The organism is Aminobacter carboxidus, assembly GCF_014863355.1.
Taxonomy (GTDB): domain Bacteria; phylum Pseudomonadota; class Alphaproteobacteria; order Rhizobiales; family Rhizobiaceae; genus Aminobacter; species Aminobacter carboxidus.
In genome coordinates this window covers 267,130-291,968 of record NZ_JACZEP010000005.1, presented here as the reverse complement: position 1 = coordinate 291,968, position 24,839 = coordinate 267,130, and the positions used below count along the sequence as shown (strand labels likewise).

23 protein-coding genes and 8 pseudogenes are annotated in these 24,839 nt (G+C 59.0%); 20 read left to right on the top strand and 11 right to left on the bottom strand.

Annotation, left to right across the window (positions count from 1 at the left end; translation table 11 throughout):
- Positions 1–232: 232 nt before the first annotated feature.
- A pseudogene (locus tag IHE39_RS17935) lies at positions 233–608 on the bottom strand (integrase core domain-containing protein); the annotation flags it as partial.
- Between the two features lie 82 nt (positions 609–690).
- On the opposite strand from IHE39_RS17935, the gene IHE39_RS17930 reads away from it, so the two are divergent.
- A complete protein-coding gene (locus IHE39_RS17930; protein WP_343070106.1) occupies positions 691–1,560 on the top strand; it encodes an SDR family NAD(P)-dependent oxidoreductase in 870 nt (289 codons plus the stop codon).
- A gap of 11 nt (positions 1,561–1,571) precedes the next feature.
- On the opposite strand, the gene IHE39_RS17925 is transcribed toward IHE39_RS17930, so the two are convergent.
- The 3 genes from IHE39_RS17925 to IHE39_RS17915 are packed head-to-tail and all read right to left on the bottom strand — an operon-like array spanning position 1,572 to position 4,935.
- Positions 1,572–2,789, bottom strand: a complete 1,218-nt coding sequence (locus IHE39_RS17925) for an SAM-dependent methyltransferase (protein WP_184771678.1) — start codon at positions 2,787–2,789, stop codon at positions 1,572–1,574.
- The gene (locus IHE39_RS17920; RefSeq protein ID WP_192567435.1) at positions 2,786–3,586 is read right to left on the bottom strand and encodes a DUF1365 domain-containing protein; all 801 of its coding nucleotides are present in this window, start codon (positions 3,584–3,586) and stop codon (positions 2,786–2,788) included. The genes IHE39_RS17925 and IHE39_RS17920 overlap by 4 nt, the downstream gene beginning before the upstream one ends.
- Positions 3,583–4,935, bottom strand: coding sequence for an NAD(P)/FAD-dependent oxidoreductase (locus IHE39_RS17915; RefSeq protein ID WP_192567434.1), 1,353 nt, complete (start codon positions 4,933–4,935; stop codon positions 3,583–3,585). The genes IHE39_RS17920 and IHE39_RS17915 overlap by 4 nt, the downstream gene beginning before the upstream one ends.
- A 233-nt stretch (positions 4,936–5,168) precedes the next feature.
- On the opposite strand from IHE39_RS17915, the gene IHE39_RS17910 reads away from it, so the two are divergent.
- From IHE39_RS17910 to IHE39_RS17900, 3 genes are read left to right on the top strand one after another with little or no spacing between them, the layout of a single operon-like run.
- Positions 5,169–5,747, top strand: coding sequence for a sigma-70 family RNA polymerase sigma factor (locus tag IHE39_RS17910; RefSeq protein WP_184771780.1), 579 nt, complete (start codon positions 5,169–5,171; stop codon positions 5,745–5,747).
- Complete coding sequence (locus IHE39_RS17905) at positions 5,744–6,406, top strand: ChrR family anti-sigma-E factor (protein WP_184771684.1); 663 nt, start codon at positions 5,744–5,746, stop codon at positions 6,404–6,406. Before IHE39_RS17910 ends, IHE39_RS17905 begins: the two co-directional genes overlap by 4 nt.
- A 27-nt stretch (positions 6,407–6,433) precedes the next feature.
- Positions 6,434–6,850, top strand: coding sequence for a DUF2177 family protein (locus IHE39_RS17900; protein WP_192567433.1), 417 nt, complete (start codon positions 6,434–6,436; stop codon positions 6,848–6,850).
- Positions 6,851–6,926: 76 nt separating this feature from the next.
- Here IHE39_RS17900 and IHE39_RS17895 read toward each other — a convergent pair whose 3' ends face one another.
- The 4 genes from IHE39_RS17895 to IHE39_RS17880 all read right to left on the bottom strand — a co-directional run bounded on the left by IHE39_RS17895 (position 6,927) and on the right by IHE39_RS17880 (position 9,740).
- Positions 6,927–7,379 carry a TspO/MBR family protein gene (locus IHE39_RS17895; RefSeq protein ID WP_192567432.1) on the bottom strand — a complete coding sequence of 151 codons (453 nt, stop codon included), beginning with the start codon at positions 7,377–7,379 and terminating at the stop codon, positions 6,927–6,929.
- A 69-nt stretch (positions 7,380–7,448) separates the two neighbouring features.
- Entirely contained in the window at positions 7,449–8,804 is a 1,356-nt protein-coding gene (locus IHE39_RS17890; protein ID WP_192567431.1) for an MFS transporter, read from the bottom strand.
- Positions 8,805–9,203, bottom strand: coding sequence for a hypothetical protein (locus tag IHE39_RS17885; protein ID WP_246485536.1), 399 nt, complete (start codon positions 9,201–9,203; stop codon positions 8,805–8,807).
- A 66-nt stretch (positions 9,204–9,269) separates the two neighbouring features.
- Positions 9,270–9,740, bottom strand: a complete 471-nt coding sequence (locus IHE39_RS17880) for a DUF3833 family protein (RefSeq protein ID WP_192567430.1) — start codon at positions 9,738–9,740, stop codon at positions 9,270–9,272.
- A gap of 178 nt (positions 9,741–9,918) precedes the next feature.
- On the opposite strand from IHE39_RS17880, the pseudogene IHE39_RS30715 reads away from it, so the two are divergent.
- The 8 genes and pseudogenes from IHE39_RS30715 to IHE39_RS17845 form a co-directional block, all read left to right on the top strand.
- Positions 9,919–10,122, top strand: a pseudogene (locus IHE39_RS30715) (IS21 family transposase); the annotation flags it as partial.
- A pseudogene (locus IHE39_RS17875) lies at positions 10,055–10,414 on the top strand (ATP-binding protein); the annotation flags it as partial. The pseudogenes IHE39_RS30715 and IHE39_RS17875, both read left to right, overlap by 68 nt.
- Positions 10,353–10,679, top strand: a complete 327-nt coding sequence (locus tag IHE39_RS17870; RefSeq protein WP_192567524.1) for an SUMF1/EgtB/PvdO family nonheme iron enzyme — start codon at positions 10,353–10,355, stop codon at positions 10,677–10,679. The pseudogene IHE39_RS17875 and the gene IHE39_RS17870, both read left to right, overlap by 62 nt.
- A 305-nt stretch (positions 10,680–10,984) precedes the next feature.
- A complete protein-coding gene (locus IHE39_RS17865) occupies positions 10,985–11,173 on the top strand; it encodes a hypothetical protein (RefSeq protein ID WP_192567429.1) in 189 nt (62 codons plus the stop codon).
- 316 nt (positions 11,174–11,489) lie between these two features.
- Complete coding sequence (nhaA, locus tag IHE39_RS17860; RefSeq protein ID WP_192567428.1) at positions 11,490–12,671, top strand: Na+/H+ antiporter NhaA; 1,182 nt, start codon at positions 11,490–11,492, stop codon at positions 12,669–12,671.
- A 146-nt stretch (positions 12,672–12,817) separates the two neighbouring features.
- A pseudogene (locus IHE39_RS17855) lies at positions 12,818–14,274 on the top strand (TrkH family potassium uptake protein).
- Positions 14,275–14,322: 48 nt separating this feature from the next.
- Positions 14,323–15,030: a DUF2062 domain-containing protein gene (locus tag IHE39_RS17850; protein ID WP_343070101.1), complete on the top strand. Its 708-nt coding sequence runs from the start codon at positions 14,323–14,325 to the stop codon at positions 15,028–15,030.
- 455 nt (positions 15,031–15,485) lie between these two features.
- Positions 15,486–16,718 (top strand): cytochrome P450, encoded by a 1,233-nt coding sequence (locus IHE39_RS17845; protein ID WP_246485535.1) that lies wholly within the window; start codon positions 15,486–15,488, stop codon positions 16,716–16,718.
- A gap of 151 nt (positions 16,719–16,869) precedes the next feature.
- Here the strand turns inward: IHE39_RS17845 and IHE39_RS17840 are convergent, their stop codons facing one another.
- Positions 16,870–17,310 carry a potassium channel family protein gene (locus tag IHE39_RS17840; RefSeq protein ID WP_192567426.1) on the bottom strand — a complete coding sequence of 147 codons (441 nt, stop codon included), beginning with the start codon at positions 17,308–17,310 and terminating at the stop codon, positions 16,870–16,872.
- Positions 17,311–17,408: 98 nt separating this feature from the next.
- Here IHE39_RS17840 and IHE39_RS31145 point away from each other — a divergent pair.
- From IHE39_RS31145 to IHE39_RS31250, 3 pseudogenes are all read left to right on the top strand, one after another.
- Positions 17,409–17,669, top strand: a pseudogene (locus IHE39_RS31145) (MAPEG family protein); the annotation flags it as partial.
- A 76-nt stretch (positions 17,670–17,745) separates the two neighbouring features.
- Positions 17,746–17,913 (top strand): annotated as a pseudogene (locus tag IHE39_RS31255) (transposase); the annotation flags it as partial.
- Positions 17,914–17,922: 9 nt separating this feature from the next.
- A pseudogene (locus tag IHE39_RS31250) lies at positions 17,923–18,105 on the top strand (integrase core domain-containing protein); the annotation flags it as partial.
- Between the two features lie 2 nt (positions 18,106–18,107).
- Here the strand turns inward: IHE39_RS31250 and IHE39_RS31245 are convergent.
- Together IHE39_RS31245 and IHE39_RS17820 are read right to left on the bottom strand one after the other, a co-directional pair.
- Positions 18,108–18,637, bottom strand: a pseudogene (locus tag IHE39_RS31245) (chloride channel protein); the annotation flags it as partial.
- 528 nt (positions 18,638–19,165) lie between these two features.
- Positions 19,166–19,645 (bottom strand): MarR family winged helix-turn-helix transcriptional regulator, encoded by a 480-nt coding sequence (locus tag IHE39_RS17820; protein ID WP_192567424.1) that lies wholly within the window; start codon positions 19,643–19,645, stop codon positions 19,166–19,168.
- A gap of 311 nt (positions 19,646–19,956) precedes the next feature.
- On the opposite strand from IHE39_RS17820, the gene ectA reads away from it, so the two are divergent.
- From ectA to IHE39_RS17795, 5 genes are read left to right on the top strand one after another with little or no spacing between them, the layout of a single operon-like run.
- Positions 19,957–20,538 carry a diaminobutyrate acetyltransferase gene (ectA, locus tag IHE39_RS17815; protein ID WP_343070100.1) on the top strand — a complete coding sequence of 194 codons (582 nt, stop codon included), beginning with the start codon at positions 19,957–19,959 and terminating at the stop codon, positions 20,536–20,538.
- 49 nt (positions 20,539–20,587) lie between these two features.
- Positions 20,588–21,877 carry a diaminobutyrate--2-oxoglutarate transaminase gene (gene ectB, locus IHE39_RS17810; protein WP_192567423.1) on the top strand — a complete coding sequence of 430 codons (1,290 nt, stop codon included), beginning with the start codon at positions 20,588–20,590 and terminating at the stop codon, positions 21,875–21,877.
- 10 nt (positions 21,878–21,887) lie between these two features.
- Positions 21,888–22,289, top strand: a complete 402-nt coding sequence (locus tag IHE39_RS17805; RefSeq protein WP_192567422.1) for an ectoine synthase — start codon at positions 21,888–21,890, stop codon at positions 22,287–22,289.
- Positions 22,290–22,315: 26 nt separating this feature from the next.
- Positions 22,316–23,245 (top strand): ectoine hydroxylase, encoded by a 930-nt coding sequence (gene thpD, locus IHE39_RS17800; RefSeq protein WP_192567421.1) that lies wholly within the window; start codon positions 22,316–22,318, stop codon positions 23,243–23,245.
- Positions 23,209–24,774 carry an aspartate kinase gene (locus IHE39_RS17795; RefSeq protein WP_343070099.1) on the top strand — a complete coding sequence of 522 codons (1,566 nt, stop codon included), beginning with the start codon at positions 23,209–23,211 and terminating at the stop codon, positions 24,772–24,774. The genes thpD and IHE39_RS17795 overlap by 37 nt, the downstream gene beginning before the upstream one ends.
- Positions 24,775–24,839 lie beyond the last annotated feature (65 nt).

The window sequence follows — 24,839 nt, the reverse complement described above, 5'->3', positions numbered from 1 at the left end:
GACAGCCACTCGCGATCTGACAAGCCCCGAGGGGCTAAACTTCCGCCCGCTGTTTCAGCAACTGCACAACGATAGCTCCAAGAACATCACGGCTTCGCCAGGCAGCTAGGGCGAGAAGAAGCGCAAGTCTGTTCGTGAGGCATGCGTCCTCGATCTTCGCCGCCAGAACGTTGCCGATTTCCCGTGCGTGAAGTGCACCCCGATTTGGACCGCCCGGCTGGAGGATTTTGGCTCACGGCAGATGGGACGCGCCGGAGCCGTTCATGAGCGATATCGGCGGCTTGTTGCCGAAGGCGCTGTGAGGACGAACCTCGTTGTGGTCTCGACGCCAATGCTCCATCTTCCGGCGGGCGTCGTCAAACGTCAGGAACCAGTGGGCATTCAGGCATTCCGCCCGGAACTTACCGTTGAACGACTCGATGAACGAGTTGTCGGTCGGCTTTCCCGGGCGGGAGATGGTCGCGCGACACGAACTCGGAGCCCTGGTCGACGCGGATCGATTGCGGATATCCGTGCCCCCGGCATACCCGTTCGAGCGTGGCGACGACGTCCTCGCCGCGATCGCTGAATCGGGGATCGACGGCCGGCGAGAAGCGCGACCAGGTGTCGCTGTCATGGCAATTGCTGCCTGTATCCGCGAGGACGTTGGATCACCACCACTCAAGTCGGATAAACCATCCCGGCAGTTTCATGGGGTGCCCATTGAACCAACTGCCTGCTGGGCACGTAACAGAAGTGAAAACTGGATCTTGCACGGGAACCGCCATGAACGGCAACATGAATATCGACAAGCGTGTGGAGGCTACGACGAGAACCGGCAGGTCGGCATGGGTCACTGGCGCCGGGTCCGGCATCGGACGTTCTCTGGCGCTACGACTCGCCCAGGAGGGCTGGAACGTTGCGGTCAGCGCGCGGACGGTGCGGGACCTCGCTACTCTGGCCGCTGAAGCGTCTGATCGTATCCATCCGTTTCCGCTCGACGTCACGGACGCGGAAGCCGTGCTTGCCACCGTTGTCAGCATCGAGGATCACCTTGGGCCGCTCGACCTGGCTGTGCTGAATGCCGGCAGCTATGCCCGCGACTCCGCCGCGCAATTCGACTCCGCCGCCTTTCGAAGCACCGTCGAGGTCAACCTGATGGGCTCCGTCCATTGCCTTGCTGCTGTGATGCCGCGCCTGCTGATGCGCAGGGCGGGACACATTGCCGTGGTGTCCTCGGTCGCCGGCTATGTCGGCCTGCCCGGTGCCGCCGCTTATGGCGCTTCAAAGGCCGCGCTCATGAACATGTGCGAAGCGCTCTACCCCGAACTCGCGGCACACAACGTTCGCCTGAGCCTCATCAACCCGGGTTTCGTCGACACGCCGCTGACGCAGAAGAACGACTTTCCGATGCCCTTCCTGATTTCGACCGATGCGGCAGTCGATCACATCATGGCCGGGTTGAAATCGCGGCACTTCGAAATTGCCTTTCCATGGAAGATGGTGCTGTCGCTGAAGTTTCTGGCGGTATTGCCGGCCCGGCTGCGCTTTGCCGTGACGCGGCGCATGGTTCGCGACTGACCGCCACCCGATCAATCTCTCGCCAGCAGGAACTGGCCGACGTCGATCCTCCCGCTACGGAAGCCTGTGGCACAATAGCGCAGATAGTAACGCCACATCCGCCTGAAGCGGGCGTCAAAGCCGAGCGGCTCGATGTGATGCCAGGCGGCGACGAACGCCCTGTCCCAGGCAAGCAGCGTCCTATCGTAGTCGGCCCCAAAGAATTTCACGTCAACCACCGACATCCCCCGCTCGGATGCGACGGCGTTGAAGGCCGTGGGCGATGGCAGCATGCCGCCCGGAAAGATGTAGGTCTGGATGAAGTCGGCGTTGCGGCGATAGTGGGCAAAGTGCTCGTCGGCAATGGTGATGGCCTGGACCATGGCGTACCCGCCGGGCTTGAGGAGCGACCGGAGCGCGTCGAAATAGGTGGGCCAGTTTTCCTCTCCGACAGCTTCGAACATTTCGATGGAAACGATCTTATCGAACCGCCCGGCGCAGTCGCGGTAGTCCTGAAGCCGGATTTCGACTTTGTCTGCAAGACCGGCCTGCGTAAGGCTTTCCCTTGCGAACTCGGCCTGCTCACGCGAAAGCGTGAGCCCGGTCACCCGACAGCCCGTCGCGCCCGCGGCATATTTGGCAAAGCCACCCCAGCCGCAGCCTATCTCCAGCACATGATCATCCGGGCCAAGATCGAGCGCTGCGACGATACGGGCGTATTTGGCCCGCTGCGCATCGGCCAGGGATTGATCGTCGCTCAGGAACAACGCCGACGAATAGGTCATCGTCTCGTCGAGCCAGTGCCGGTAAAAGTCATTGCCCAAATCGTAGTGGAAGGCGATGTTGCGCCGGCTGCCAGTGCGCGTGTTGGCGCAAAGCCGATGCCGCAGGAAAGCAACCAGCCTGGCTGGCCCCGATGTATCGAGGATAGAACCGAGCGGGGCTTCATTTGCAAGACCCAGTTGCATCAACGCGCCGAGGTCGGGCGTGTCCCAGTCGCCATCGACATATGCGCGAGCTAGGCCTAGGCTGCCGGAGCTGGCCAGCTTCCACACCAGCCTGCCCGACCCCACGTTGAGACTTGCCGGGGGGCCCGGTAGTGTCCCTTGGGCGTGGTGCGTGCTACCGTCGGCAAAGCGGATGGTGAGATGGCCCGCGACGATTCTGTCGGCCCAGCGGCAGAGAAATCTCGCCCATAGCGGCCGGCGAAGCCTCCTCGCGGAGAGCGACTTTCCTGCGACATTGGTCATGAATGCTGGTGTCCTGAAATCTTGCCCGCCACGATGGTCGTGGCCACCCTGCTGGCTGCGGCACGATGGCTGTGCACGGGAATGCCCTTCCACCAGATGCGCAGCGCCTCCCAGTGAATGCCCACGGTCACCTTTATCGTCATCAGCGGGTAGTGGAATAGCGCACGCAGAAGCGCGCGATCCGACAGCGGCTCGCGCTGGCCTGAAAACGAGGCGACCAGAAGCAGGCCCTCCGCGTCAGATTCATCGATGCGCACGAGCACGTTGTTGCCCGGCGGCTCGATGTGGAACCGGTAGAAGCACGACATCGGCGTGAAGGGCGAGACGTAGAGTTCCTTGGCGCACCCCTGTCGCACAGGCCCCGTCGTGCCGTCCTCGACCGGAATTACATAGGTGTGGCGCTCGCCGAAGGTATTGCAGACCTCGTAGAGGATGGCCCTAAGCGCACCGCCCGAGGCGTAGCAGAAGTAGACTGTTAGCGGATTGAAGACGTAACCTAAGATGCGGGGATAGCAGAGCACCCGGATGCTCATGCCCTCCTCCAGCCTGCCAGCTTCACGCAATCGCGCTTCGATCCAGATGCGCAGGCCGCCGGCGCTGCCGTCGCCGTGATCGGCGTCCCAGAAGCTCAGCATGGCCCGCCGGTTGTAGCCGAACAGACGGGACGCGACACTCGTGGCGTGCAGTTCGTCGAAATCGAGTAGCAGCGAAAAGACGCGGTAATGCAGCCTGTGCCGGCGCGGCCGGACGCGCATGTGCATCACCTCGCCCAGGAACAGTGCCGACTGGCCACTCATTCCGCAGCCTCCAGTTGGGGTTGGAGCGCAATGCGCCCGGATTCGTTACGCACGTGCCAGGGCCGCCGCACATCGGTAACGCTCTCGGCCGCGGCCAACCCAGCCTGCAATCCGTCCTCGTGGAAGCCGAAGCCGAAATAGGCGCCGCAAAACCAGGTGTTGCGCCTGCCCTGCAGGCGCCAGAGCTGCTGCTGGGCGTCGAGCGCGCGCTGGTCAAACAGCGGATGGGTATAATGATAACGTCCGATGACCTGCGACGGTGCAGCCTCTCGGGTAGGATTGAGCGTCACGAACAGCTGATGGCGCATGTCGAGGTTTTGCAGACGGTTCATCCAATAGGTCACGCACAACGGTTGGGCGTTTTCGGTTCTGCTTTCGCCGATATAGTTCCAGCTCGACCAGACACGCCGGCGCTTTGGCATCAGGCTTTCGTCGCAATGCAGCACTGCCAGATTTTCGGTGTAGCGGAAGGCGCCAAGAAGGTCGCGCTCCTCATGGTCGGCATCGGCCAGCAGGCCGAGCGCCTGGTCGGCATGGGTGGCAATGACGACATCGGTGAAGGTATCGGCATTTCCTGCCATGTCGGTGACGACGACACGGCCGCTTTCCCGCGAGATGCTGCGGACCCCGACGCCGAGCCGGGCGCCCTCGATAAAGCTCGCGCTCAGCCGATGGACATATTCGCGGCTGCCGCCAAGAACAGTTCGCCACTTCGGCCGATCGGCCAGGCTGAGCAGGCCATGGCTGGCAAAGAACCTGACAAAGGCAAGCAGCGGATAGGCGCGCATCTCGCGCGCCGTTGTCGACCAGATCGCCGCCCCCATCGGCAATAGATGGTCCTCGATGAAGGCCGGCGCATAATCGTTGCGGTCGAGATATTCGCCGAGGCTGACGCTGTGTAGGTCTCCTCGAAGCAGCAGAGCAGGCGCCTCGCGGTAGAAGCGCAAGATGTCACGCATCATCCGCCAGAAGCGTGGCCGCACGACATTGCCGCGCTGGCCGATCAGGCCATTGATGCCGGAGCCGGAATATTCGAGCTTGCCGCCCTCAAGCGAGGCCGCGAAGGACATGTTGGAGCTAGCAGTCGGCACCCCGATTTCGTTGAACAAGGCAACGAGGTTGGGATAGTTGCGCTCGTTGTAGACGATAAAGCCAGTATCGACGGGCAGACTTCCGTGGCTCGTCGGAACCATGACCGTGTTTGAATGACCGCCCAGGCGTTTCTCACTTTCATAGAGTGTGACGCTGAGCCTGCGACTGAGAAGCCAGGCAGCAGAAAGGCCCGCAATCCCCGATCCAACGACCGCCACGCGGCGGGCATGATCAGGCAACTCTTTGTTGGTGTGCATTCCCGCTTTCTGCCTTTCCGATCCTGCTGCGTACTTGTTTGTTGATACGCAGCGCAGGTCGCGCCGGATCGGTAGGAGACGAAATTTCGTGCATCGGTGATCCGACGGGTGAAAGGCGACGTATCTGCGGCATGGATACGTTCGTTCCCATAAGCGCGCCGGCGTGGCAGAAACGCTCTATGGTGGGGCATTGGCGCTCCGCGCCGCGGCATTGCGAGTTGGGAAGTTTGAGTATGCGCCGCAAGACTGATGCCGACCGGACACCCGACATGGTCGCACTTTTGTGCGCGGTCGGTGCGCGGCGCGACCTCGACGCTTATGAGGCGCTGTTTCGCCACTTCGCGCCACGCGTCAAAGCCTATATGGCACGCTTGGGCGGCGACGGCCAGCTTGCCGAGGAGCTGATGCAGGAAACAATGATCGCGGTATGGAACAAGGCCGACAGGTTCGATCCGTCGAAGGGCGCGGTTTCCACCTGGATCTTCACCATTGCACGCAATCTGCGCATCGATGCGTTCCGGCGCGAGAAGCGGCCGGACTTCGACCCCAACGATCCTGCTTTCGTGCCTGACGACGCTGCCCTGGCCGATGCTGAGCTCGACGCACGCGAGGTGTCCGAGCAATTGCACGAGGCAATCGCGGCGCTGCCGGAGGAACAGGCGGCACTTCTGAAATTGTCCTTCTTCGAAGACCAGTCGCACAGCGCGATCGCGACGCGCCTGAATCTCCCTTTGGGAACGGTCAAGTCGCGCATGCGCCTGGCCTTCGAAAAACTGCGCACCGCGCTCGCTCACTTTGGAGACGTATCGTGACTATTCGTCACCATCTAAGCGACGACCTGCTCGTCAGCTATGCCGCCGGCAGCCTCGCTGAAGGCTGGAGCATTGCGGTCGCCACGCACCTTGCCCTTTGCCCATCATGCCGGCGCAGCCTGTCGGTGGCCGAAAGCATTGGTGGCGACCTGCTCGAGAACATCTCCGACAATGCCTCTGTCGATCACTCATGGGCCAGCGTGCGCGCACGCCTGCAGCAGGCGCCGAAGATTGCAGCAGGCGGAACCCCCGAAACGCCACCCGCCGGCTACAGCGGCGGTTTGCCTGAGCCGTTGCGCTCCTATGTTGGCGGTGACTTTGATACTCTCAAATGGCGTCCGCTCGGGCGCGGGGCCTACCATATCCCGATTAGGACCCGGGATCGCGAGACCATGGTGCGGCTGCTGCGCATCCCAGCCGGCAAGCCAGTGCCGGAGCACAGCCATGGCGGGCGCGAGCTCACACTGGTGCTCAATGGCAGCTTCGCCGATGGCGGCGAAGTGTTCGCACGCGGCGATATAGAGGATGCCGACGCCAGCCTGACGCATCAGCCCGTGGCCACGCCGGGCACCGACTGCATTTGCCTTGCGGTAACGGACGCGCCGCTGAAGTTCCGTAGCTGGATCGTTCGCGCGATCCAGCCGTTCCTGGGAATCTGACCGGGCGCCCTCGCCCTGAGAGCGCCAATGATCGCAATTTACGCCATCGCCTATGCTGCCACTGCCGTGGTCTTCTTCAGCCTGGACTTCGTCTGGCTGTCGACCATATCGACCAATTTCTATCGCAGCCGGATCGGCATACTGCTTCTCGATCAGCCCAATCTTGGCGTCGCTGGCCTTTTCTATCTCGTCTATGTCGCTGGCATCGTGCACCTCGCGGTGACGCCGGCGGTGAATGGCGCGAGCTGGGCGACGGCGCTGGTCAATGGCGCGCTGCTCGGGCTCGTCGCCTACGGCACCTACGACATGACCAACCTGGCTACGCTGAAGAACTGGTCGGTCTCCGTCAGCGTCGTCGACATGATTTGGGGCGTTGCGCTCACCGCAACCGCAGCAACTTGCGGATATTTCTTCACTGCCTGGATGCTAGCGAAGGCCGGCTGATCGTTCCCTGCCGCGCACGCAGCAAGGCACGTGCGGCACGACCGGCGACACCCTGTTCTGTTTAGGCCGGCAACAATCAGTTCATCGTCACCACGCCCGCAGTTAGAGTGGTGGCAAATGCGGTCCATGCCGCATAAGGCAGAAACAGAACTGCCCCCAGCCTGTCTTTGTTCCAGGCGACCGCGATGAAGGCCAGCACGGCCACCAATGCTGCGACCACGACGACCAAGGCCAAACCCGGCTGCTGCGCCCCGAAGAACACGGGCGACCACAGGAAATTCAGCGCTATCTGAACGAACCACAACTTCATCGCGTTGCTGTTTCGATCGCGAACCCAGCACCGCCAGCCGATAATCGCTATGACGATATAGAGCACCGTCCACACCGGGGCAAAGACCCAGTTTGGCGGGGTGAACGACGGCTTGTTCAAGCTCGCGTACCATTCGCCCGGTATAGAGGAGTAGCCGATGAACATACCGATGAGAACGACGCCCAGCATGAAAGACATGAGCGAGAAAACTTTCGACATCAAGGTTCCTTTCCATCGGCAGGTGAAGACGAGAAGCGCACGACTATCGCAGGCGCACTTGGTTCTTCACTATGAGCCTTGATGTGCTCGCCCCGTGCTGTCGATGCGGGCTCGCAAAGATCGTTGCGCATCTTCGCCGAGGGGAAAATTCCACATCACGGCAATGGCTGCGGCCTTGGGCAGAATGGGGAGCCAGGCATAGAGTGCAGACAGCGTAGCGAGGGCTGTCTCCGGCATGGCTTGGCCACCTGTAGCGTCAAAACCCGACCAGGCAAGAATGGGGAATACCAAGCCGACGCCGAGCGCAAGCGATAGCTTGGTGGCCAGCCCCCAGGCGGCAAAATAGAGCCCCGAACGCTGCTCGCCCGAACTGGCCGTGTCGTAGTCGATGACATCGGCCTGTATGGCTGGCGGCAAGGCGAGATCGAAGCCCAGAAGCAACCCGGTCGCCGCGCAGATGATGGCGAAAGGCACGATGTCGCCAACTCCAAGGAAACCGGCGAAGGCAAACACCGCGCAGGCGACGGTCATCGCCCCACACCACGTACGGTGCTTGCATGCTTTTGCTGCAAGCCAGACGGCCAAAGGTACACCGAGCATCCCACACAGGAAATAGAGGAAGAGCAGCGGGCCGCGCAGTTCGGCAGCGCCGAGCCGTTCGGAGACGAAATAGAGAAACAGCGTCGCCGGGATTGCGTTGGCAAAGCCGTTAAGAAGGAACGCGGCAATGAGCCGGACGAACGGCCTGTTGCGCACAACGAAGTGCAGGCTGACCGCCAAGCTCAGCTTCCTCGTCGAACGATTGGCCGGCTCCGGCACGGTCTTGACGGCAAGCACGGCGGCAGAAGGCAGGAGCAAGATCGTCAAGACGGCGACGGCGGCCAAGCCGTGGAGGCCGTCTATGTTGTCGAGGCCAACCGCGAAGGGCAGCACGACTGCGATAAGCGTTCCGACCAGCGTCGCCCCTTCGCGAAAAGCTGAAACCACCGAACGTCCGCGATAGTCCGTGGACAGTTCCGCACCCCAGGCCGTATAGGGCAACAGCGTTCCGGTATAACCGACCGAAAGCAGGGTGCTCCAAAAGGCGAGATAGCCAACACCAGCGCCCGACGGCGGCCAGAAGACCATGAATGCGGCCAGGGCCGTCAACGGTACGGACATCAGAAAGAATGTCCGCCTGCGCCCGGATTTGATGAATACTTGGTCGCAGAGCCAGCCGATCAGCGGATCGCATGCTGCATCAAGCAGCCGAATGAGCAGCAGAACCGTTCCGACGGCAGCGATGGGCACCCCGAGATTCTGCGCATAGAAAGTCGGCACGATGACGTAGAGAGGCAGTGCCACTGCTGCCAGCGGAATGGCCGGCAATGCATAGCACAACAGCTTCACGGCCTGCCCCGACACGCGGCTTTCTGCATTGGCCATCTAGTCGCCTATGCGTGCGGTGCCCTTGGCCCCATCGTCACGGACCCAGGAAATCCTGCGCTCACCGAGCGACGTGATCTTGAAGCAGAACTGGCGTCCCTTGTACCAGCTTGGCCATTTTTGGCAGAGAGAGTTGCGCTCGATCCACCAGCGGCCTTCCTCCTTTGGCGCGAACATGCTTGCCGCCGAAATTCCCGAAACATCTCCCACGACAACGCCATCTGTGCGATAGCGCAAAGGCAAGGCAATGCCGAACGGCGTGTCCAGTCGCACAGTCTCCCCCGCGATCAGCTTCTTGATCTTGGGCCCATCCAGTTCCTCGGCAGACGCTGCCCCAGCAGCCAGGCTCAGCGTGGCCAGCAGACCCCATGCGACGGCTGTTGGTGTCTGATTTGACAAGACCCACTCCCTATTTCTTGACAGTGCCCGGCAGGGCGTAAGCTGACAGGCCTGGAACCCGCACGGTCAGCGGCGATGAAACTCCACCCGTGTCAGCGCTACGGGCAGACCAAACTTCGTCACAAGTGCCTTGTTGAGCACTGTGCCATCGTCCTGCAGCCTCATAGTGTCGTAAAAGCGCACTCGGTTGCTCTTGTTGCTGGCATCGAGATCCGCAACGTAGCTGAAGCGTGCGGTATTGCCGCTGATCGTCACCAGCGTTTCCCCGATCACGTCCTCGCGTGTGCCGCGATACTTGTCCCTGGCGACCTTTTCGAAGCGCCAGGTCTTTCGGTCGCGCTCGCCATTGTCATAGGCGAAGTCCTCCACCAGCGTCAGAGTCTTGCCGTTCCACTTACCCATTAGGTCGACGGTGAACTTGCGCTTGACGCCGTTGATAGCGCTGAAGCTGCCGACGGCTGATGTTTTTCCGGCAAAATAGCCTTCCAGTGTAAAGTCACCTGCGGCCGCAGGTGCCAAGCCAAGCAGAAGTGTCATTGCCAAGCCTGGCAGGCCAAATTTCCCGCCGTACATCGCATGCCTCCAACCTTCTCGAAAAATTGAACTCGAAGCTTGATACGGCACCACAGACCGGCTGGATCACTCGGCGGGCGCAAAGCGGGTTTGGCACCAAACCGTGCAAGTGCCAACGCCACGGCTTCCTCCACTGCGCTTATCGGCGGCGGTGATCTTCAACATTCTGGCCCGCAGCCGTGATCCGGCGCCGGGCGCGATTCCCCAAGCGTTGAAGCTGGCTCACGAGCCGATCGCCGACTGCGCTCGCCATGACAGTCTCAGGAGGACAAACAGCCATGGAACGCGCCGAAGTACTGGACCTGATGGGAACGCTGAAGCTCTGCGGGATGCGCTCGGCCTATGACGAGATCATGGGCGTCGCCATTAAGCGTCAGCTCAAACCGTTCAGGATCGTCGGGGATCTGTTGCAGGCAGAGATATCGGAGAAGCAGGCCCGCTCCAGCAAATACCAGCTCATCGTCGCCAAGTTGCCCTTGGCCAAGGACATCGAGGACTTCGACTTCGCCGACACGCCGGTCAACGAACCCCTGATCCGCGACCTCGCCGCCGGCGCGTTCGTCGCCGATCAGCGCGATGTCGTCCTGGTCGGTGGGACAGGTACCGGCAAGTCACATCTCGCAATCGCCATTGCCCGTTACCGGAGTGAGTTTCCGAGACGCGACTGCCTACGCAAACTGGCTATCGGATCGCACCGGCGAAACATGGCAGCTGCCTACCGACGAAGAATGGGCGTTCGCAGCAGCCGAACGGTTCGTCGACGACACGCTGGGGATCGAAGACAGCAACAACCCCGCCGCACGCTGGCTCGCGCGTTGTCGCAGTGAGGCAGAGGCTTCGAAAGGACGTGACCCAGAACCCAAGCCCCACGGCCACTTTGGGGCGAATTCGAAGGGCGTCTAAAGGTCACAGCATGCATCCATCGGGAAGCCAGGATATTGCTGCCTGGTTGCAGGCTTGGTCGTCCTGCTCGCGCACAGAACTCTGCCCGGCGGGGATATCGCAGATTTCGTGATTTACCCGATATGCGTCATGGCACTGATTGGCTTTGGAGTGGTGGGGCGGCGCCGTCAGGCTGTTTGCCGGATAGCGAACTCACTTTCATCTCATGGTGCAGCCCCAGGATTGAACTCCAACGTAGCAATCCCCACTTCGGGATCGTTTTGGCACGGTCGAACGTTCCTCTATGTCGCCTATAGGAGGTTGCCATGATCAATCATGCTGAGCACCAACTCGACATAGAGGATCTGTTGAAAGAGCCTGAGGGTGACTACAGTGCCCACGCCTTGGCTCACAAATATCGTTTGTCGCTGGGACAGGCCGTCGCCCTTATCAAGGTTCATGGTCCATCGCGCACCAAGCTCGACGCGATACTGGCACCGCAACGTTATCCTTAATGCCAGGGGCGTCTATTTTCGACGCTGGTCGACAAGCGCCAGCATCAGGCGAGCCGCCCGCCACCGAAACAGCCTCGACATTGAGAGGCTGTGCGCGCAGAAGAAGCAGCCCCCGCAGTCGCCGGCGACCACAGGGTTGGGGCTAGGTCGATCTCCAACATTGACTCGACCGTTACGCGCACTCATTCGTCGCTCCCCACTCTCAATCGGCGTGATGAGCGAAGGTTGCGCATTCAGATTTGAAGTTCGCTCAGGCACCAATCTGGAGCGGAATTGGATGCTAGACTTTTGAGCCCTTCATGAACTGGCGCGTACGATGCTGAATGGAAAATGGTTTCGCGATGGATCGCTTCCCTTAGAGACTGAAGCTGCTGGCGGGCTCATTCTAATGTTAGTCACAGCACTGGCATTGGCGTTCGCCAACTTACCCGCAGCGCAATTTTTTTCAGACCTACTGCACAGTGATGTTCTTGGGCTATCGATCCTTCACTGGGTTAACGATGGCCTGATGGCGGTGTTCTTCCTGTTGATGGGGCTGGATATCAAACGTGAGCTGCTTGTTGGACAACTAGCTACGTGGCAGCGCCGAGCTCTGCCCGGAATTGCTGCCGTGGGCGGGATGATTATGCCTGCGGCAATTTTCGTGGCTATCAATTGGGGGCAAGGTGTCAATCTACGTGGTTGGGCCATCCCATCGGCGACCGACATTGCATTTGCGTTAGCCGTAATCTCGCTGCTTGGTCGACGCGTTCCGATTGGGCTGAAGGTATTTCTAACCGCTGTGGCGATTCTTGATGATCTCGGCGCGGTATTGATCATCGCGCTCTTTTACACTTCGGAGTTGTCGCTGTGGAACCTGGGAATGGCGGTCTCAACGTTTACTGCGCTCGTCGCACTTAACAGGACTGGGGTGAAGTACCTGGCCCCCTATCTCATACTTGGCGCTGTTTTGTGGTCCTTCGTGCTGAATTCCGGCGTCCACGCAACAGTTGCGGGTATTGCCGTTGCGCTCACAATCCCCATGGGGATTTCTTCAAGCGACAGTCCTAGCACCCCCCTCTTTCGGCTGCATCATGCATTGGGCCCTTGGGTCGCATATCTTGTCGTTCCGATGTTCGGGTTTGCGAACGCTGGTGTGTCATTTTCTGAACTTTCTCTATCCTCTGTATTGAATCCGGTACCGCTGGGGTCAGCGCTCGGCCTGTTTTTGGGAAAGCAGGTCGGGATATTCACTTTCGCCTGGCTTGCCATCAAAGCTGGCGTTGCGGAGCTACCTCGGCATGCTTCATGGTTGCATCTCTATGGGGTGGCCGTACTGTGCGGCATCGGTTTCACCATGAGTCTTTTCATTGGCTTCCTGGCATACCCAGAGTCGGAAACGCTACAGACGGAGACCAAGGTTGGCGTGCTTCTCGGCTCGCTTTTCTCTGGGGCAGTCGGCTGGGCGGTGGTGCGCTTCGCCTCCGCAAAAATGCCTTCTAAAGCACTCCACAGTTGATCGAGACACCAGACTATGGATTCTTTTAGATGACGAATTTGTCGGAGCAGACAAGAACACCCGGTTGGCGATGGGTTGCCACCGAGTTGTTGTTCATTTGGCCAGCCGATGCTACGACTATTTGTCAAAATCGCTGGGCTTGACGTGTGAATAGAGAATCTGGCCGCGCCGCAATCTATGTGTCAGCCGTGTTTGCCATTTACCTGGCGGCGGCAATGTTACTGCCTGCGGCCGTGGACTTGTATTACAACCACGAGGACTGGCAGGTATTTGTTTGGTCAGCCGTCATCACTGGAGGTGCCGCGTTAGCAGTCGCGTTGGCGACACATGGCAACGTTCCACCAGCCTCCACCCGTTTTGGTTTCCTGCTGGTCAATTTGTTATGGCTTACTATGGCGGTGGCTGGAGCCCTGCCGTTGTTCATTTCGTCGCTTCAGCTGAGCTTCGCCGACGCTTTTTTGAGTCAGTCTCCGCTATAACCACAACTGGCTCGACTGTCATTACTGGCCTCGACCACAGGCCGCCAGGCGTGCTGCTGTGGCGGTCAATCTTGCAATGGATGGGCGGTCTGGGCGTGATAGCACTGGGTCTCTTCCTATTGCCTTTCCTAAAGGTCGGCGGCGTCGCCTATTTCAAGATCGAGTCCTCCGACATCGAAGACAGGCCCTTCGAACGTTTCGCAACGTTCGCTGTCAGCCTGATAGCTATTTACTCAATGTTGACGCTGGCTTGTGGACTCTCGTACCTGCTGGCAGGGATGACGGGTTTCGATGCGCTGAACCACGCTATGACAACCATGTCGACTGGCGGGATGTCGACCTACGACGCATCGTTTGGCCAGTTCGCAAGCTCTCCGCACATACTGTGGATCGCTACAATCTTCATGTTCATCGGCGGGCTGCCGTTTTCGATTCTGATACTATTTGCTATTCGTGGGCGTTACGATGCACTTCGTGACCCCCAGATTCGAGTGTTTGCCGGATACTGTCTCGTTTTTGCCGTCGCCGTCGCAGTCTATCTGAGCAGAGGTTCTCAAAGGCCTTTCTTCGAAGCTTTGACGCACTCCGCTTTTAATTTCGTATCCGTGATCACTACAACGGGTTACGCCTCCAGCGACTATTCCGCATGGGGTCCATTTGCCGTGGCCTGCTTTTTCGTAGCGACCTTTCTTGGTGGCTGCTCCGGATCGACAGCGGGCGGTATCAAGGCATATCGATTCCTTGTTCTCTACGAAATGACGGTCAATGGCTTACGGAGGTTGGTTTATCCAAGTGCCGTCATTACCATCCGCTATGGCGACCGTGTCGTCGACGCCGAGATGCAGCGGGCCGTCGTGCTGTTCATCTCGGCCTTTTTTATGATTTGGGGGATCGTCGTCATCCTGCTCGGCGCTACCGGGCTTGATCTTGTTACCGCGATCACGGGCTCTCTGACTGCCCTGACCAATGTCGGCCCAGGCATGGGCGACATTATCGGTCCGGCGGGCAACTTTGCGTCGTTGCCGACCGCATCCAAGTGGATTCTGTCGGCAGCCATGCTCCTCGGAAGGCTGGAAATTCTCGTTGTCTTAGTGGTGTTCACTCCAACCTATTGGCGCAACTAACCAGGGTGGTCACGCGGAGCTTGCAACTGCTCACCTTCACGTTTTTCCATGAGGGAGCGCGCCCGGCATGCCGTTGACGCGCATTTGAATGCGGAGAAGCTGCACAGATTATGTTCGCCTGAAAGCCTGCATGATAATGAACAGAGCGTAATCGCCGATTGGAGTGGCACACGGAAAAGGCGGTATATGCTTTTCAAGCGAAGAACGCAGGCGCGCCTGGGCGATAGGATCAGAGGATTCCTCTGGCCGCGCCGATCGTTCTTGCGTTCCGCGCGATATTTCACAAAACGAGTTCTCCGTCTCACAGCCGCACCTCACGCGGTCGCTGCTGGGGTTGCGGCTGGAGTGTTTGCTTCGTTCCTACCCTTTGTAGGTTTTCACTTCCTCATCGCTGCCATAGCCGCATTCCTGTTACGGGGAAATATTGTAGCTTCCGCTTTGGGCACCGCGATCGGTAATCCAATTACATTTCCTTTCATTTGGGCCGCAACGCTGGGACTTGGGCGGTACATCCTCTACGGCCAAAATCCCGGCAACTTGGTTCCGCTGCAGCTTGGGCAAGTCATGACCCAACTTGACATCGTTCAGCTTTGGGAGCCGTTGATAAAACCCATGACCGTTGGCGGCATTCCGCTTGGTGTTCTCGTTGCCGTGGTTTTCTATTCTTTGACCCGGTCAGCGCTGGTTGCGTTCCGTGAACGCAGGCGCATGAAGTTTGCAGCCAGGCCCCACAGGGCTTCTGGCAGTCTGCTGTGACGACGTGTGACGTGTAGCCGGCGAGCCCTTTGTAGGCTCATTCGCTGCGAGGCCATCCCTCCACTAGCCCCTCTCAAGGCTGCCGCTCCGATCGGCGGCCTTAAACACCCCTTAGAATCGTCGAAAGTCGAACTATGTGCAGCAGCAACTTATGTGCCACCAGGGCATAGACCTCGATCACTCAACGGCGGGGCGACGACGGCTCCACCGACAACGTCTTCTCAGTGGGCACACATGGTCGCCCTTGGTCGACCATTCTTCACCACGCTACGGCAAGCGCATCCGATACAAATGTTTCAAAACCCGCTTTCTGAAATGGCGCGGCAAGGCTGGCGCTAACGATCGTGACATTGAGTTGCGCGATCGTGGCATCGACTTGATTGTTGGAACGGGAGTATTAAGTCTCGGTTGAAGAATATCGGTAGGGTTAAGGCGGCAGACCGAGGAGACGACCGTTGGCGCAAGACAATAGGTTCGGATCGGTCAGTTTTGACATCGTCTCGCCGACATTCCACGCGAATCCATTTCCCACACTGGACCGAATGCGAGAGTTCGGTCCGGTTGTTCCCATGAAACTGCCTATCGTCGGCCGGACTTATTTGGCGGTAACGCACGACGCATGCTCGGCGCTGCTTAAGGATCACGAGAACTTCGCGCGCGATCCCGGCAATGCCGGCAGCCGGACCCAAGAACGCGTACTGAAATATTTGCCCAGAACGATAGGGCTACTGGCTCTGAATATGCTTGGGCACGACGACCCTGAACATCGCCGACTGCGCAGTCTAGTGGATCATGCGTTTCAGCGCCGCACCATCCAGAGCATTAGACCGATGATATCGGCCATTGCCGATCGGCTACTCGACGGATTGGAAGGAAAACACCAGGCCGACCTTATGGAAGATTTTTGCCGTGACCTGCCGTTGTCGGTGATTTGTGCAATGCTCGGATTGCCGGAAAAGGACCATGATCGGTTCAAATCCTGGTTGGGAGGGTTGAAGGACACCGCCAACATCGGAGCGGTAATCCGGGCAATTCCTGGGGTCATCCGGGTCGTGAGGTACCTTCGCCGAACTTCGCGACCAGGAGGCGGCGTACTAGCTGACGGACTCATCGCTGCGCTGCGCGATGCGGAATCGGACGGCCAAACGCTAAGCGAAGACGAACTCGTCTCCATGATCTTCTTGCTTTTCGGAGCTGGGCAAGAAACCACAACACATCTGATTGCGGGAGGGCTTTTTGCTCTGCTTTCTCATGAGGACCAACTGCGACGATTGAAAGCCGATCCGAACCTCATGCCTATGTGCGTGGAAGAGTGTTTGCGATATGTATCGCCAGTGCAAATGACAAAGCCACGTTTCGCTGTCCAAGACATCTTTTGGCAAGAAAGCCGATATCGTCGCGGCGATATGTTCGCGAGCTTTCTAGCTGCCGCCAACTGTGATCCCCTAAAGTTTGAGGACGCCCATCGCTTCGACATTTCGCGTCATCCGAACGCCCACCTTTCGTTCGGAACTGGGGTGCACTTTTGCCTCGGCTTTCAACTCGCTCGGGCAGAGGCTGCAATTGCGATCGAGCGCATTATCAGTCGGTTTCCCGACATTCGGCTCGATGGAACCGAGCACCTCCATTGGCGTAAGCGTCTAGGTATTCGGACCCTAGAAAAATTGCCCGTTCGGCTGATGGACTAACACCTTGTGTGTGGAATTTTTGAGTTCGCTCACACTGAAGCGTCATTGGCTTTTTCACGGGCTTTGAGCACCGTTGTTACGCGATGGCTCTAGCCGCCTGCGCGAGCAGCGCCATGGCAACCTTCAGTCGAGAACTCAGCGAAACACTCCGCTACGGCTCATTGTCGTCCCAGTTGGGCCGAACGGCAAGGAACGTTAGTGAAGCAGACCAAGCAATAAGGACGAGTCCATTGAGGCCCTCCAGTCCAGCTATGATCCGCAAGTCGCCCGTAGCGTAGACATCGCCAAAACCGAGTGTCGTATAACAGGCGAGCGAGAAATAGAAGAAATCTATGGGGCTTTCGCTCAGTTGCCCTGCAAGCTGCCCGAACTCCGGATGATGGTGGAGCCGGGCAAAAACGATTGCATAACCACCGATGCTCACAACATGACTGAGAAACGTCAGGAGCAGAAGCGCGACAATTTCGACTCGCTTGGACAGACGATATTGTCGGTGGAGCCCGGCAACTGTTGCGAAAACCTCGAAATGCAGAACGCTAGTGGCGATAATAAGCGCTGCGGATATCAGGCAAACCCAAACAACCGTTGCCAATTGATCCTTCCCCCCAACGCTTTCGCGCCTTAAGTTTCCACCAAAGTCTAGAGGTAAACAAGGCTAGGTAACTAGCCACGTTAGACGCGAGGAGAAATTCGGATGGCGAAAGCCACCGCTGGGCCGCGAGCGCGCGAGAAGCGCCGCAGTCGCCGCTCACAGGCGTTGTTGGTCGTCTCTCTCGCGCTTCCGCCAATCTAGCCGAGACCTTCCCCCTCTTCGTCGCGGCAGTGGTGCTGGCGCACCTTGCGAATGCCCACGACAGTAGCGCGCTCTACCTCGGTGCCCGAACCCTCTACCCGCCGCTCTATGCAGCAGGAATCTGTCTGGTGCGCTCGCTGATGTGGAACATCACTTGACCTGCCACCGAGTTTTTCCTTCACCTGGAGTTAGAGTCCGGCGTCGATTTAAGGACGGTTCACGGAAGATTAGGTCATCGCGGTTCTGCGCAAGCAAGAGGCGGGTGCAAAGGCTGGCGATCTGGCCCGCAATCACGGGGTTTCCGAGGCGACGCTATAGCATGGCGGCATGGACGTGTCCGACGCCAAGCGCCTGAAGGCCCTAGAAGACGACAACGCGAAGCTGAAGAAACTGCTCGCCGACCAGATAGGCGCCATCGCCGAATGGAGGCAGGACTTTAACACCGCGAGACCGCATTCCTACCTCGGATACCAGACCCCGGCGGCATTCGCCGGAACCCTCGCCGCAACCGGCTCCGACGCTTCGCTCGATAGGGGCTCCGCGTCTCCGCCGGTTGCTCAACCCGCGCCCTACGGCGTAACAGAAACGGCCGAGCCTCAAGCCCGGGCGGTTCCGCAATTACAACCATCGAGCATCGTCATTTCCGCGCGCCTGCGACGTAGGGCGTCTGCCACGAATATTCGTGACATGGCATGGTAGAGGGGCTCCCGAGATACCAGCCGTGCCGTCCCGTAGCCAAGCATCGAGGTCAACATCAGCGGGATAACGTTGTCGTAGTTGCCTGTCATTTCAAGAATGATAACGAATGCGGTCATAGGCGCCTGCACGACGCCCGCGAAGTAGCCAGCCATTCCAAGTAATGCAGCCAATCCCACGTTGGCACCCAGGAGCAGCCCGAGGCTGCTGCCCAGTCCAGCGCCAACGGACAGAGAGGGGCAAAAATACCACCGGGAATTCCTGGCAACATCGAAAGCAAACCAGCAAGTAGCTTTTCTGCGAAATAGAATACCGGAAGCGGCACACCTTCGATTGCACTACGGGCTTGATCGTAACCGGTACCGAAGGTCAAGCCGTCTGATGAAATTCCAATCAAAGCGACACATAGTCCACAAGCTCCTGAAAGGATGAACGAGCGGCCTAGGTGTCGAAGCTATGAAGGTTGTTCATTCGAGGAGGGACTGAGAAGCTGGGATTGCGAAGCCAACATAGGCGCAACAAACAAAGCCCACTGGAGTGACGAACAGCGGCATCCAAGATCTTCCGTCACCGGAGAGGAATTGCCGGAACAGGAATTGCGCCTGATCGGCCATCTTGGTGAAAAGAACGCTAATTAGACCAATTGCGATTGCTCCCTCCCAGAAGACAAAACGGGGGCGCCAAAGGCGCGGCGAAACCCACATTGCGCGCGAGCGCCGAAGCATCGGCACCCTACGAGGCTGTTTGGAAAATCTGGTCATTGATGACTTGTAGGCAAATTGTTTCAATGACGAAAGTTAAGGGTGCTCATTGGGCGAGAAACCCGCGCCGCGTATACCCTTGCTGCCGCAAATTCCGGTGACAGGGGCATGGAATTGAGGTGAAATTCTAGGGCCCGCGCCGCTTCATCAACAACGTCAAGCATGGTGCTCCTAGGGTGGCTGCTTGCGGCCTCATGTCAGTCAAGCTCAATCAGGGGCTTTCCGTCCAGCACAGCCGCAACATCCTGATCCTGATTTCCCATCATCGCGGCTACGCGCTCCAAAGAGGCTGTCAACATGGCCTGCTCCCAATCGACCAACTTGTTGAACTCGTTCTGAAACCGAGCCTGCACGCCATCTGGTGAGGCAGCCAGCAAGCTGCGTCCGGCTTCGGTCAATGAAAGCCAAGTTTGACGCCGGTCCTGTTCGCCCTTGCGGCGCTTTATCATTCCCCGGGATTCGAGCTTCTGGATCAGCGCCGTCGTGGTTGCCTGGGTGATGCCCATTCGTCCCGCGACATACCCTGCCGTTTGCTCGTTGGTCTCCTCGAGCAACTGCATGAAAACCAACTGGGAAGGGGTAAGCCCAGTCGCGCGCATCACTGCCCTACCGTTGAGTTCTGTGGTGCGCAATATTTTGCGCATCGCAGTCAATGCTTGCTTGGTCCGGTCTTCCAACTATCGCAGCCCATTTCATTTCTCGGTCGCATACTACCTTCCGATCACTGCAAGCCCAATAGCAATCCAATGTGTTGGCAGTGATGTCGAATAATTGCGAAATTCCTAACTATTTTTTTTTCATCCCTGCCAGAAGCCATCTAAGTTCCCGCAAATGTGCGTTCCTTAACATGCTGTTTCTGTGAGATAATACGTGACGCCAAGCGCCTGAGCAGGAGCTTTCGACCAATTTATGCGGTTGACATTTATTTCGTAAAACCTAAGCTTATGCCATTGCCGAGCAGGGATAATTCCGGCATCAGAAAATTTTGGTGGTAGGTTTGTTGAATGAAATAGGGTCCAGCAAGGCGGGCGGCACTCCACTCCCGATCAAGGCGACTCGCGGTCCGACTGCCATTCGCAAGCCACGCACGGGCGACGGCGTACGAGTGTGGCAGCTAATCCGCCAAACGCCAGGGCTGGACGACAACTCGCTCTACTGCAATTTGTTGCAATGCAGCCATTTCGCGTCCACCTGCGCGATCGCTGAAAGCGACAATCAGATCGTTGGCTGGATGTCTGGCTACATTCCCCCGCACCAGCAATCCACGTTGTTTGTCTGGCAGATATGCGTGAGCGCTGTGGGGCAGCGACAGGGATTGGCAAAGAAGCTCATTGCCGATGTTTTGGCCAGGCAAGCCAGCAGCCAAATCAAGCATATCGAATGCACCATCACCGAGTGCAATGCCGCGTCGTGGGCCCTCTTCAGGTCCATCGCTCACAAGCTCGATGCGCCGATAGCCCAGCGTATTCATTTCTCGCGGGATGCCCATTTCGACCACCTGCATGACAGCGAATTTGCCGTCACCATCGGCCCGTTTCACCGGGACACTGCGGCACGCCTCGCCGCCTGACGCTTCTGGCACGAACGGCGTTCAATCTTGGACGCCAGGGAGACTACCAATGCCCACCACTGGAACAATCGCCGAAACGACCGCTTTTGAGCGGGTCGAAAGTCGGGTTCGATCCTATTCCCGCAGCTTTCCCAGACTGTTCGACAAGGCAATCGGCGCGACTCTGTACGACACTGCAGGCAATGCCTATATCGACTTTCTCAGCGGCTGCTCATCGCTCAATTATGGCCACAACGACCCAGACCTCAAACGGGCTCTCGTCGAATACCTGTCGGCGAACGGCATCACCCACGGGCTGGACATGTTTACCGACGCCAAGCAGAGATTTTTGACAAGCTTCGAGCGCATCGTGCTGAAGCCACGGGAAATGGATCATCGCCTGCAGTTTACTGGGCCAACAGGCGCCAATGCCGTCGAAGCGGCGATCAAGCTGGCGCGTAAAGTGACCGGCCGCCACAGTGTCGTGGCGTTCACCAATGGCTTTCATGGCGTCACGATGGGTGCGTTGGCGGCGACCGGCAATTCCAAGCATCGCGCCGGTGCCGGCACACCCTTGTCGGGCGTCACGCGCGCCGCATTCGAAGGCTATTTTGGGCCCGACATCGATACCGCCGAAATGCTGGATCGCCAGCTTTCCGATCCATCAAGCGGCATTGATGCGCCCGCGGCGATCATTGTGGAAACGGTGCAGGGAGAAGGCGGTCTCAATGTCGCATCGCCCCAGTGGCTACGCAAAATCGAGGCCATAGCACGCCAGCATGGTGCGCTCTTTATCATCGACGACATCCAGGCCGGTTGCGGGCGAACAGGAGGGTTCTTTTCGTTCGACGGCATGGGGTTGTCGCCTGACATCGTCACGATGGCCAAGTCGCTCTCAGGCCTGGGACTGCCACTGGCGTTGACGCTTATCAAGCCGGAGCACGACATCTGGAAGCCAGCCGAGCACAACGGCACCTTCCGCGGTAATAACCATGCCTTCGTCACCGCGACGGCAGCGCTGGAGAAATTCTGGAACGACGATAGGTTCAAAAACGAGGTCGCCGACAAGGCCGCCTATCTCGCCAAACGCCTTGAAGCTGTAGCCGAAACCCATGGCCTGGCCACCAAGGGCCGCGGCATGATGATGGGGATCGATGCTGGCTCCGGCAAAAACGCCGCCAGCGTCTGCCAGGCATGTTTTGAGCGCGGGCTGATTATCGAAACCTCGGGAAGCCACGACGAAATTGTCAAAGTCCTGGCCCCGTTGACCATTTCCAAAGAGCAATTTGCGGCCGGCCTGGACACGCTTGAAACGGCGTTCGCCATGACCATGGGCGCCATGCGCCTCGCCGCCGAATAGGAGTCACCTCATGATAGTCAGAGAGTTGGAACACGCGCGTCAGACAGATCGCCTGGTCAACGCCGACGGCTGGGACAGCACACGCTTGCTGCTAGCCGGCGACGGCATGGGCTTCAGCTTCCACATCACCCGCATTCACGCCAACACGAGCCATGTGTTCCACTACAAGCACCATTTCGAGAGCGTCTACTGTATCTCTGGCGAGGGAACAATCGAGGACCTGGCCACGGGCAAGGTCCATCAGATCCGCGCGGGCACCGTCTACGCACTCAACCTGCATGACCGGCACCGGCTTACCGCCAACAGCGAGCTGGTCATGGCTTGCTGCTTCAATCCGCCCGTCATCGGACAAGAGGTGCACCGCGAAGACGGTTCGTATGAGGCCATTGTCCGGCCTGCGATTGCCGACTGACATCACTCAAAACGAAAGGCTAAGCCATGACATTACATGCACCCGTCGTCGCCGGCCCCGACGACTACCCCACTCGTCGACCTGGAGAGCGCTGGCTCAAACGCAAGGATCCTACCGTATGGGGCCAATGGTCTCCGGATGCACCGCTGACCCATGATCAAACGCGCGCATTCGAGCAGCACGGATACCTCGTTCTCGACGACGTATTTTCGCCGTCAGAGATTGCTTCGCTGCAAGGCGAGTCCTCAAGGATGCGCTCCGGCGACGCCGAACTTGATCCCAATAACATCATCACCGAACCGGGCTCGAAGGAGGTGCGGACGGTGTTTCGTCTGGACCAGCAGAACGCGCTGTTTGACCGCCTGGCACGCGACGAACGCATCGCTGGGCGTGCCGGGTTTCTGCTGAACGACGACGTGTATCTCCACCAGTCGCGGCTGAACTACAAGCCGGGATTCACCGGAAAGGAGTTCTACTGGCATTCTGATTTCGAGACATGGCACGCGGAGGACGGTATGCCGCGGATGCGGGCAGTCTCGGCTTCGGTTCTGCTGACTGACAACGATGCGCTCAACGGCGCACTGATGCTCATGCCTGGCTCGCACAAGACGTTCGTCTCTTGCGCGGGAGCAACACCTGACAACAACCATGCGACCTCGCTGCAGAAGCAAGAGGTAGGCGTGCCTTCGCAGCAGACCCTGTCGAGGATGGCCGAAGCGTTCGGGATCGAATGTGCACCTGGCAAGGCAGGCACCGTCATTCTGTTCGACTGCAATACGCTGCATGGATCGAACGGCAACATCACGCCTTTCCCGCGTTCCAACGCGTTTTTTGTCTACAATGCTTGGAGCAATCGCGTCGGAGCGCCCTTCGCGGCAAAGGCGCCGCGACCCGACTTTCTGAGTTCGCGCAGCCCTTCGTGCCCGATAAAGGTCGAACGCGGCCTGCTGGCCTGATCCGCGCCCTCAGACGTGCCCCAGAAGACGACGCCCCGCCAGATCATGGGGCGTCCGGAGAAATCATGACCACGACCAGATCCCACACGGTGGAAAAAATCGGCGGCACATCGATGTCCCGCTCGAAGGAACTGCTCGATACGGTCCTGATAGGTGACCGCAGCGAAGACGCTCTCTACAACCGCATTTTCGTGGTCTCGGCCTATGCAGGGGTGACCGACAGCCTGCTCGAGCACAAGAAGACCGGCGAGCCGGGTGTCTATACGCTGTTTGCCGGTGCGGAAGGCGGCTGGGTCTGGGGCGACGCGCTCAATGTGGCAGCAGAGAGGATGCAGACGCACAACGCCACTGTCTTCGCCGACGACGGTGCGCGCCAGACCGCCGATCGATTTGTGCGGGAACGCATAGAGGGCGTGCGATCGTGCATGATCGACCTGGCGCGCCTTTGTTCCTTCGGCCACTTCCAGCTCGAACATCACCTGCTGACAGTGCGTGAGATGCTCTGTTCGCTGGGCGAGGCTCAGTCCGCCTTCAATACAGTGCTGCTGCTCAATCTGCACGGCGTCAATGCCCGACTTATCGATCTGACCGGCTGGCGCGAAGGGGTCCAGCACGATCTTGACGAGTGCATCCGGCGTGCGTTCGCCGATGTCGAACTGAGCCGAGAACTACCGATCGTGACCGGGTACGCCCAGTGCACCGAAGCGCTTCTGCGCAGTTACGACCGCGGCTACAGCGAGGTCACACTGTCGCGCGTGGCCGTGGTGACCCAAGCCAGTGAAGCCATTATTCACAAGGAATTCCACCTGTCTTCGGCCGATCCACGCATCGTTGGGACCGGTGCTGTCCGTGTGATCGGGGCAACCAACTACGACGTTGCCGACCAGCTGTCGAACATGGGCATGGAAGCGATCCATCCGCGCGCCGCCAAGAGCCTGCGCCAGGCCAGCATTCCGTTGCGGGTGCGCAACGCCTTCGAGCCCGACCACGAGGGTACGCTGATACGAGCCGACCTTGCAGCTCAGTCTGCCCAGGTCGAGATTGTCACAGGGTTGAAGAATGTGTTTGCCTTCGAGTTCTACGACCAGGATATGGTCGGGGTGAAAGGCTATGACGCCGAGATACTGGAAGCGCTGACGCGCCACAAGATCTGGATCCTGTCGAAGACCTCCAACGCCAACACGATCACTCACTTCCTCAAGGGTTCGATGAAGGCAATCAAGAGGGTCGAGTCGGACCTGTCCAACACCTACCCTAACGCGGAAATCACACTGCGAAAGGTCGCGCTGATCTCAGCCATCGGGCGCAACATCGCAGACCCCACCATACTCTCTCGCGCCATCGACGCTTTGGCAAAGGTTGAGATCGCGCCGCTAGGCATCCATGCCCTGGTCCGCAAGGTCGACCTTCAGGTGATCGTTGAGGAGGCCGATTTCGAGCTGGCCGTCACAAGCCTGCATCGGGAGCTCATCGAAACACGGCAACTGGCTGCAGCCGACGACTTGTCCCAGCTGAATGCCGCGGCCTGAACTGGGGCGCGATCGATCTAAGCTGATCCAGGCTCCACAATACCGACGCATATCAAAACAACAGG

What these genes read in the sequence shown, in the direction of transcription:
- IHE39_RS17930 (WP_343070106.1), top strand. Translation starts at nt 691, where the DNA reads ATGGGGTGCCCATTGAACCAACTGCCTGCTGGGCACGTAACAGAAGTG.
- IHE39_RS17925 (WP_184771678.1), bottom strand. Translation starts at nt 2,789, where the DNA reads ATGACCAATGTCGCAGGAAAGTCGCTCTCCGCGAGGAGGCTTCGCCGG.
- IHE39_RS17920 (WP_192567435.1), bottom strand. Translation starts at nt 3,586, where the DNA reads ATGAGTGGCCAGTCGGCACTGTTCCTGGGCGAGGTGATGCACATGCGC.
- IHE39_RS17915 (WP_192567434.1), bottom strand. Translation starts at nt 4,935, where the DNA reads ATGCACACCAACAAAGAGTTGCCTGATCATGCCCGCCGCGTGGCGGTC.
- IHE39_RS17910 (WP_184771780.1), top strand. Translation starts at nt 5,169, where the DNA reads ATGCGCCGCAAGACTGATGCCGACCGGACACCCGACATGGTCGCACTT.
- IHE39_RS17900 (WP_192567433.1), top strand. Translation starts at nt 6,434, where the DNA reads ATGATCGCAATTTACGCCATCGCCTATGCTGCCACTGCCGTGGTCTTC.
- IHE39_RS17895 (WP_192567432.1), bottom strand. Translation starts at nt 7,379, where the DNA reads ATGTCGAAAGTTTTCTCGCTCATGTCTTTCATGCTGGGCGTCGTTCTC.
- IHE39_RS17890 (WP_192567431.1), bottom strand. Translation starts at nt 8,804, where the DNA reads ATGGCCAATGCAGAAAGCCGCGTGTCGGGGCAGGCCGTGAAGCTGTTG.
- IHE39_RS17880 (WP_192567430.1), bottom strand. Translation starts at nt 9,740, where the DNA reads ATGACACTTCTGCTTGGCTTGGCACCTGCGGCCGCAGGTGACTTTACA.
- IHE39_RS17870 (WP_192567524.1), top strand. Translation starts at nt 10,353, where the DNA reads ATGTCGTCCTGGTCGGTGGGACAGGTACCGGCAAGTCACATCTCGCAA.
- IHE39_RS17865 (WP_192567429.1), top strand. Translation starts at nt 10,985, where the DNA reads ATGATCAATCATGCTGAGCACCAACTCGACATAGAGGATCTGTTGAAA.
- nhaA (WP_192567428.1), top strand. Translation starts at nt 11,490, where the DNA reads ATGCTGAATGGAAAATGGTTTCGCGATGGATCGCTTCCCTTAGAGACT.
- IHE39_RS17850 (WP_343070101.1), top strand. Translation starts at nt 14,323, where the DNA reads ATGAGGGAGCGCGCCCGGCATGCCGTTGACGCGCATTTGAATGCGGAG.
- ectB (WP_192567423.1), top strand. Translation starts at nt 20,588, where the DNA reads ATGCCCACCACTGGAACAATCGCCGAAACGACCGCTTTTGAGCGGGTC.
- IHE39_RS17805 (WP_192567422.1), top strand. Translation starts at nt 21,888, where the DNA reads ATGATAGTCAGAGAGTTGGAACACGCGCGTCAGACAGATCGCCTGGTC.
- thpD (WP_192567421.1), top strand. Translation starts at nt 22,316, where the DNA reads ATGACATTACATGCACCCGTCGTCGCCGGCCCCGACGACTACCCCACT.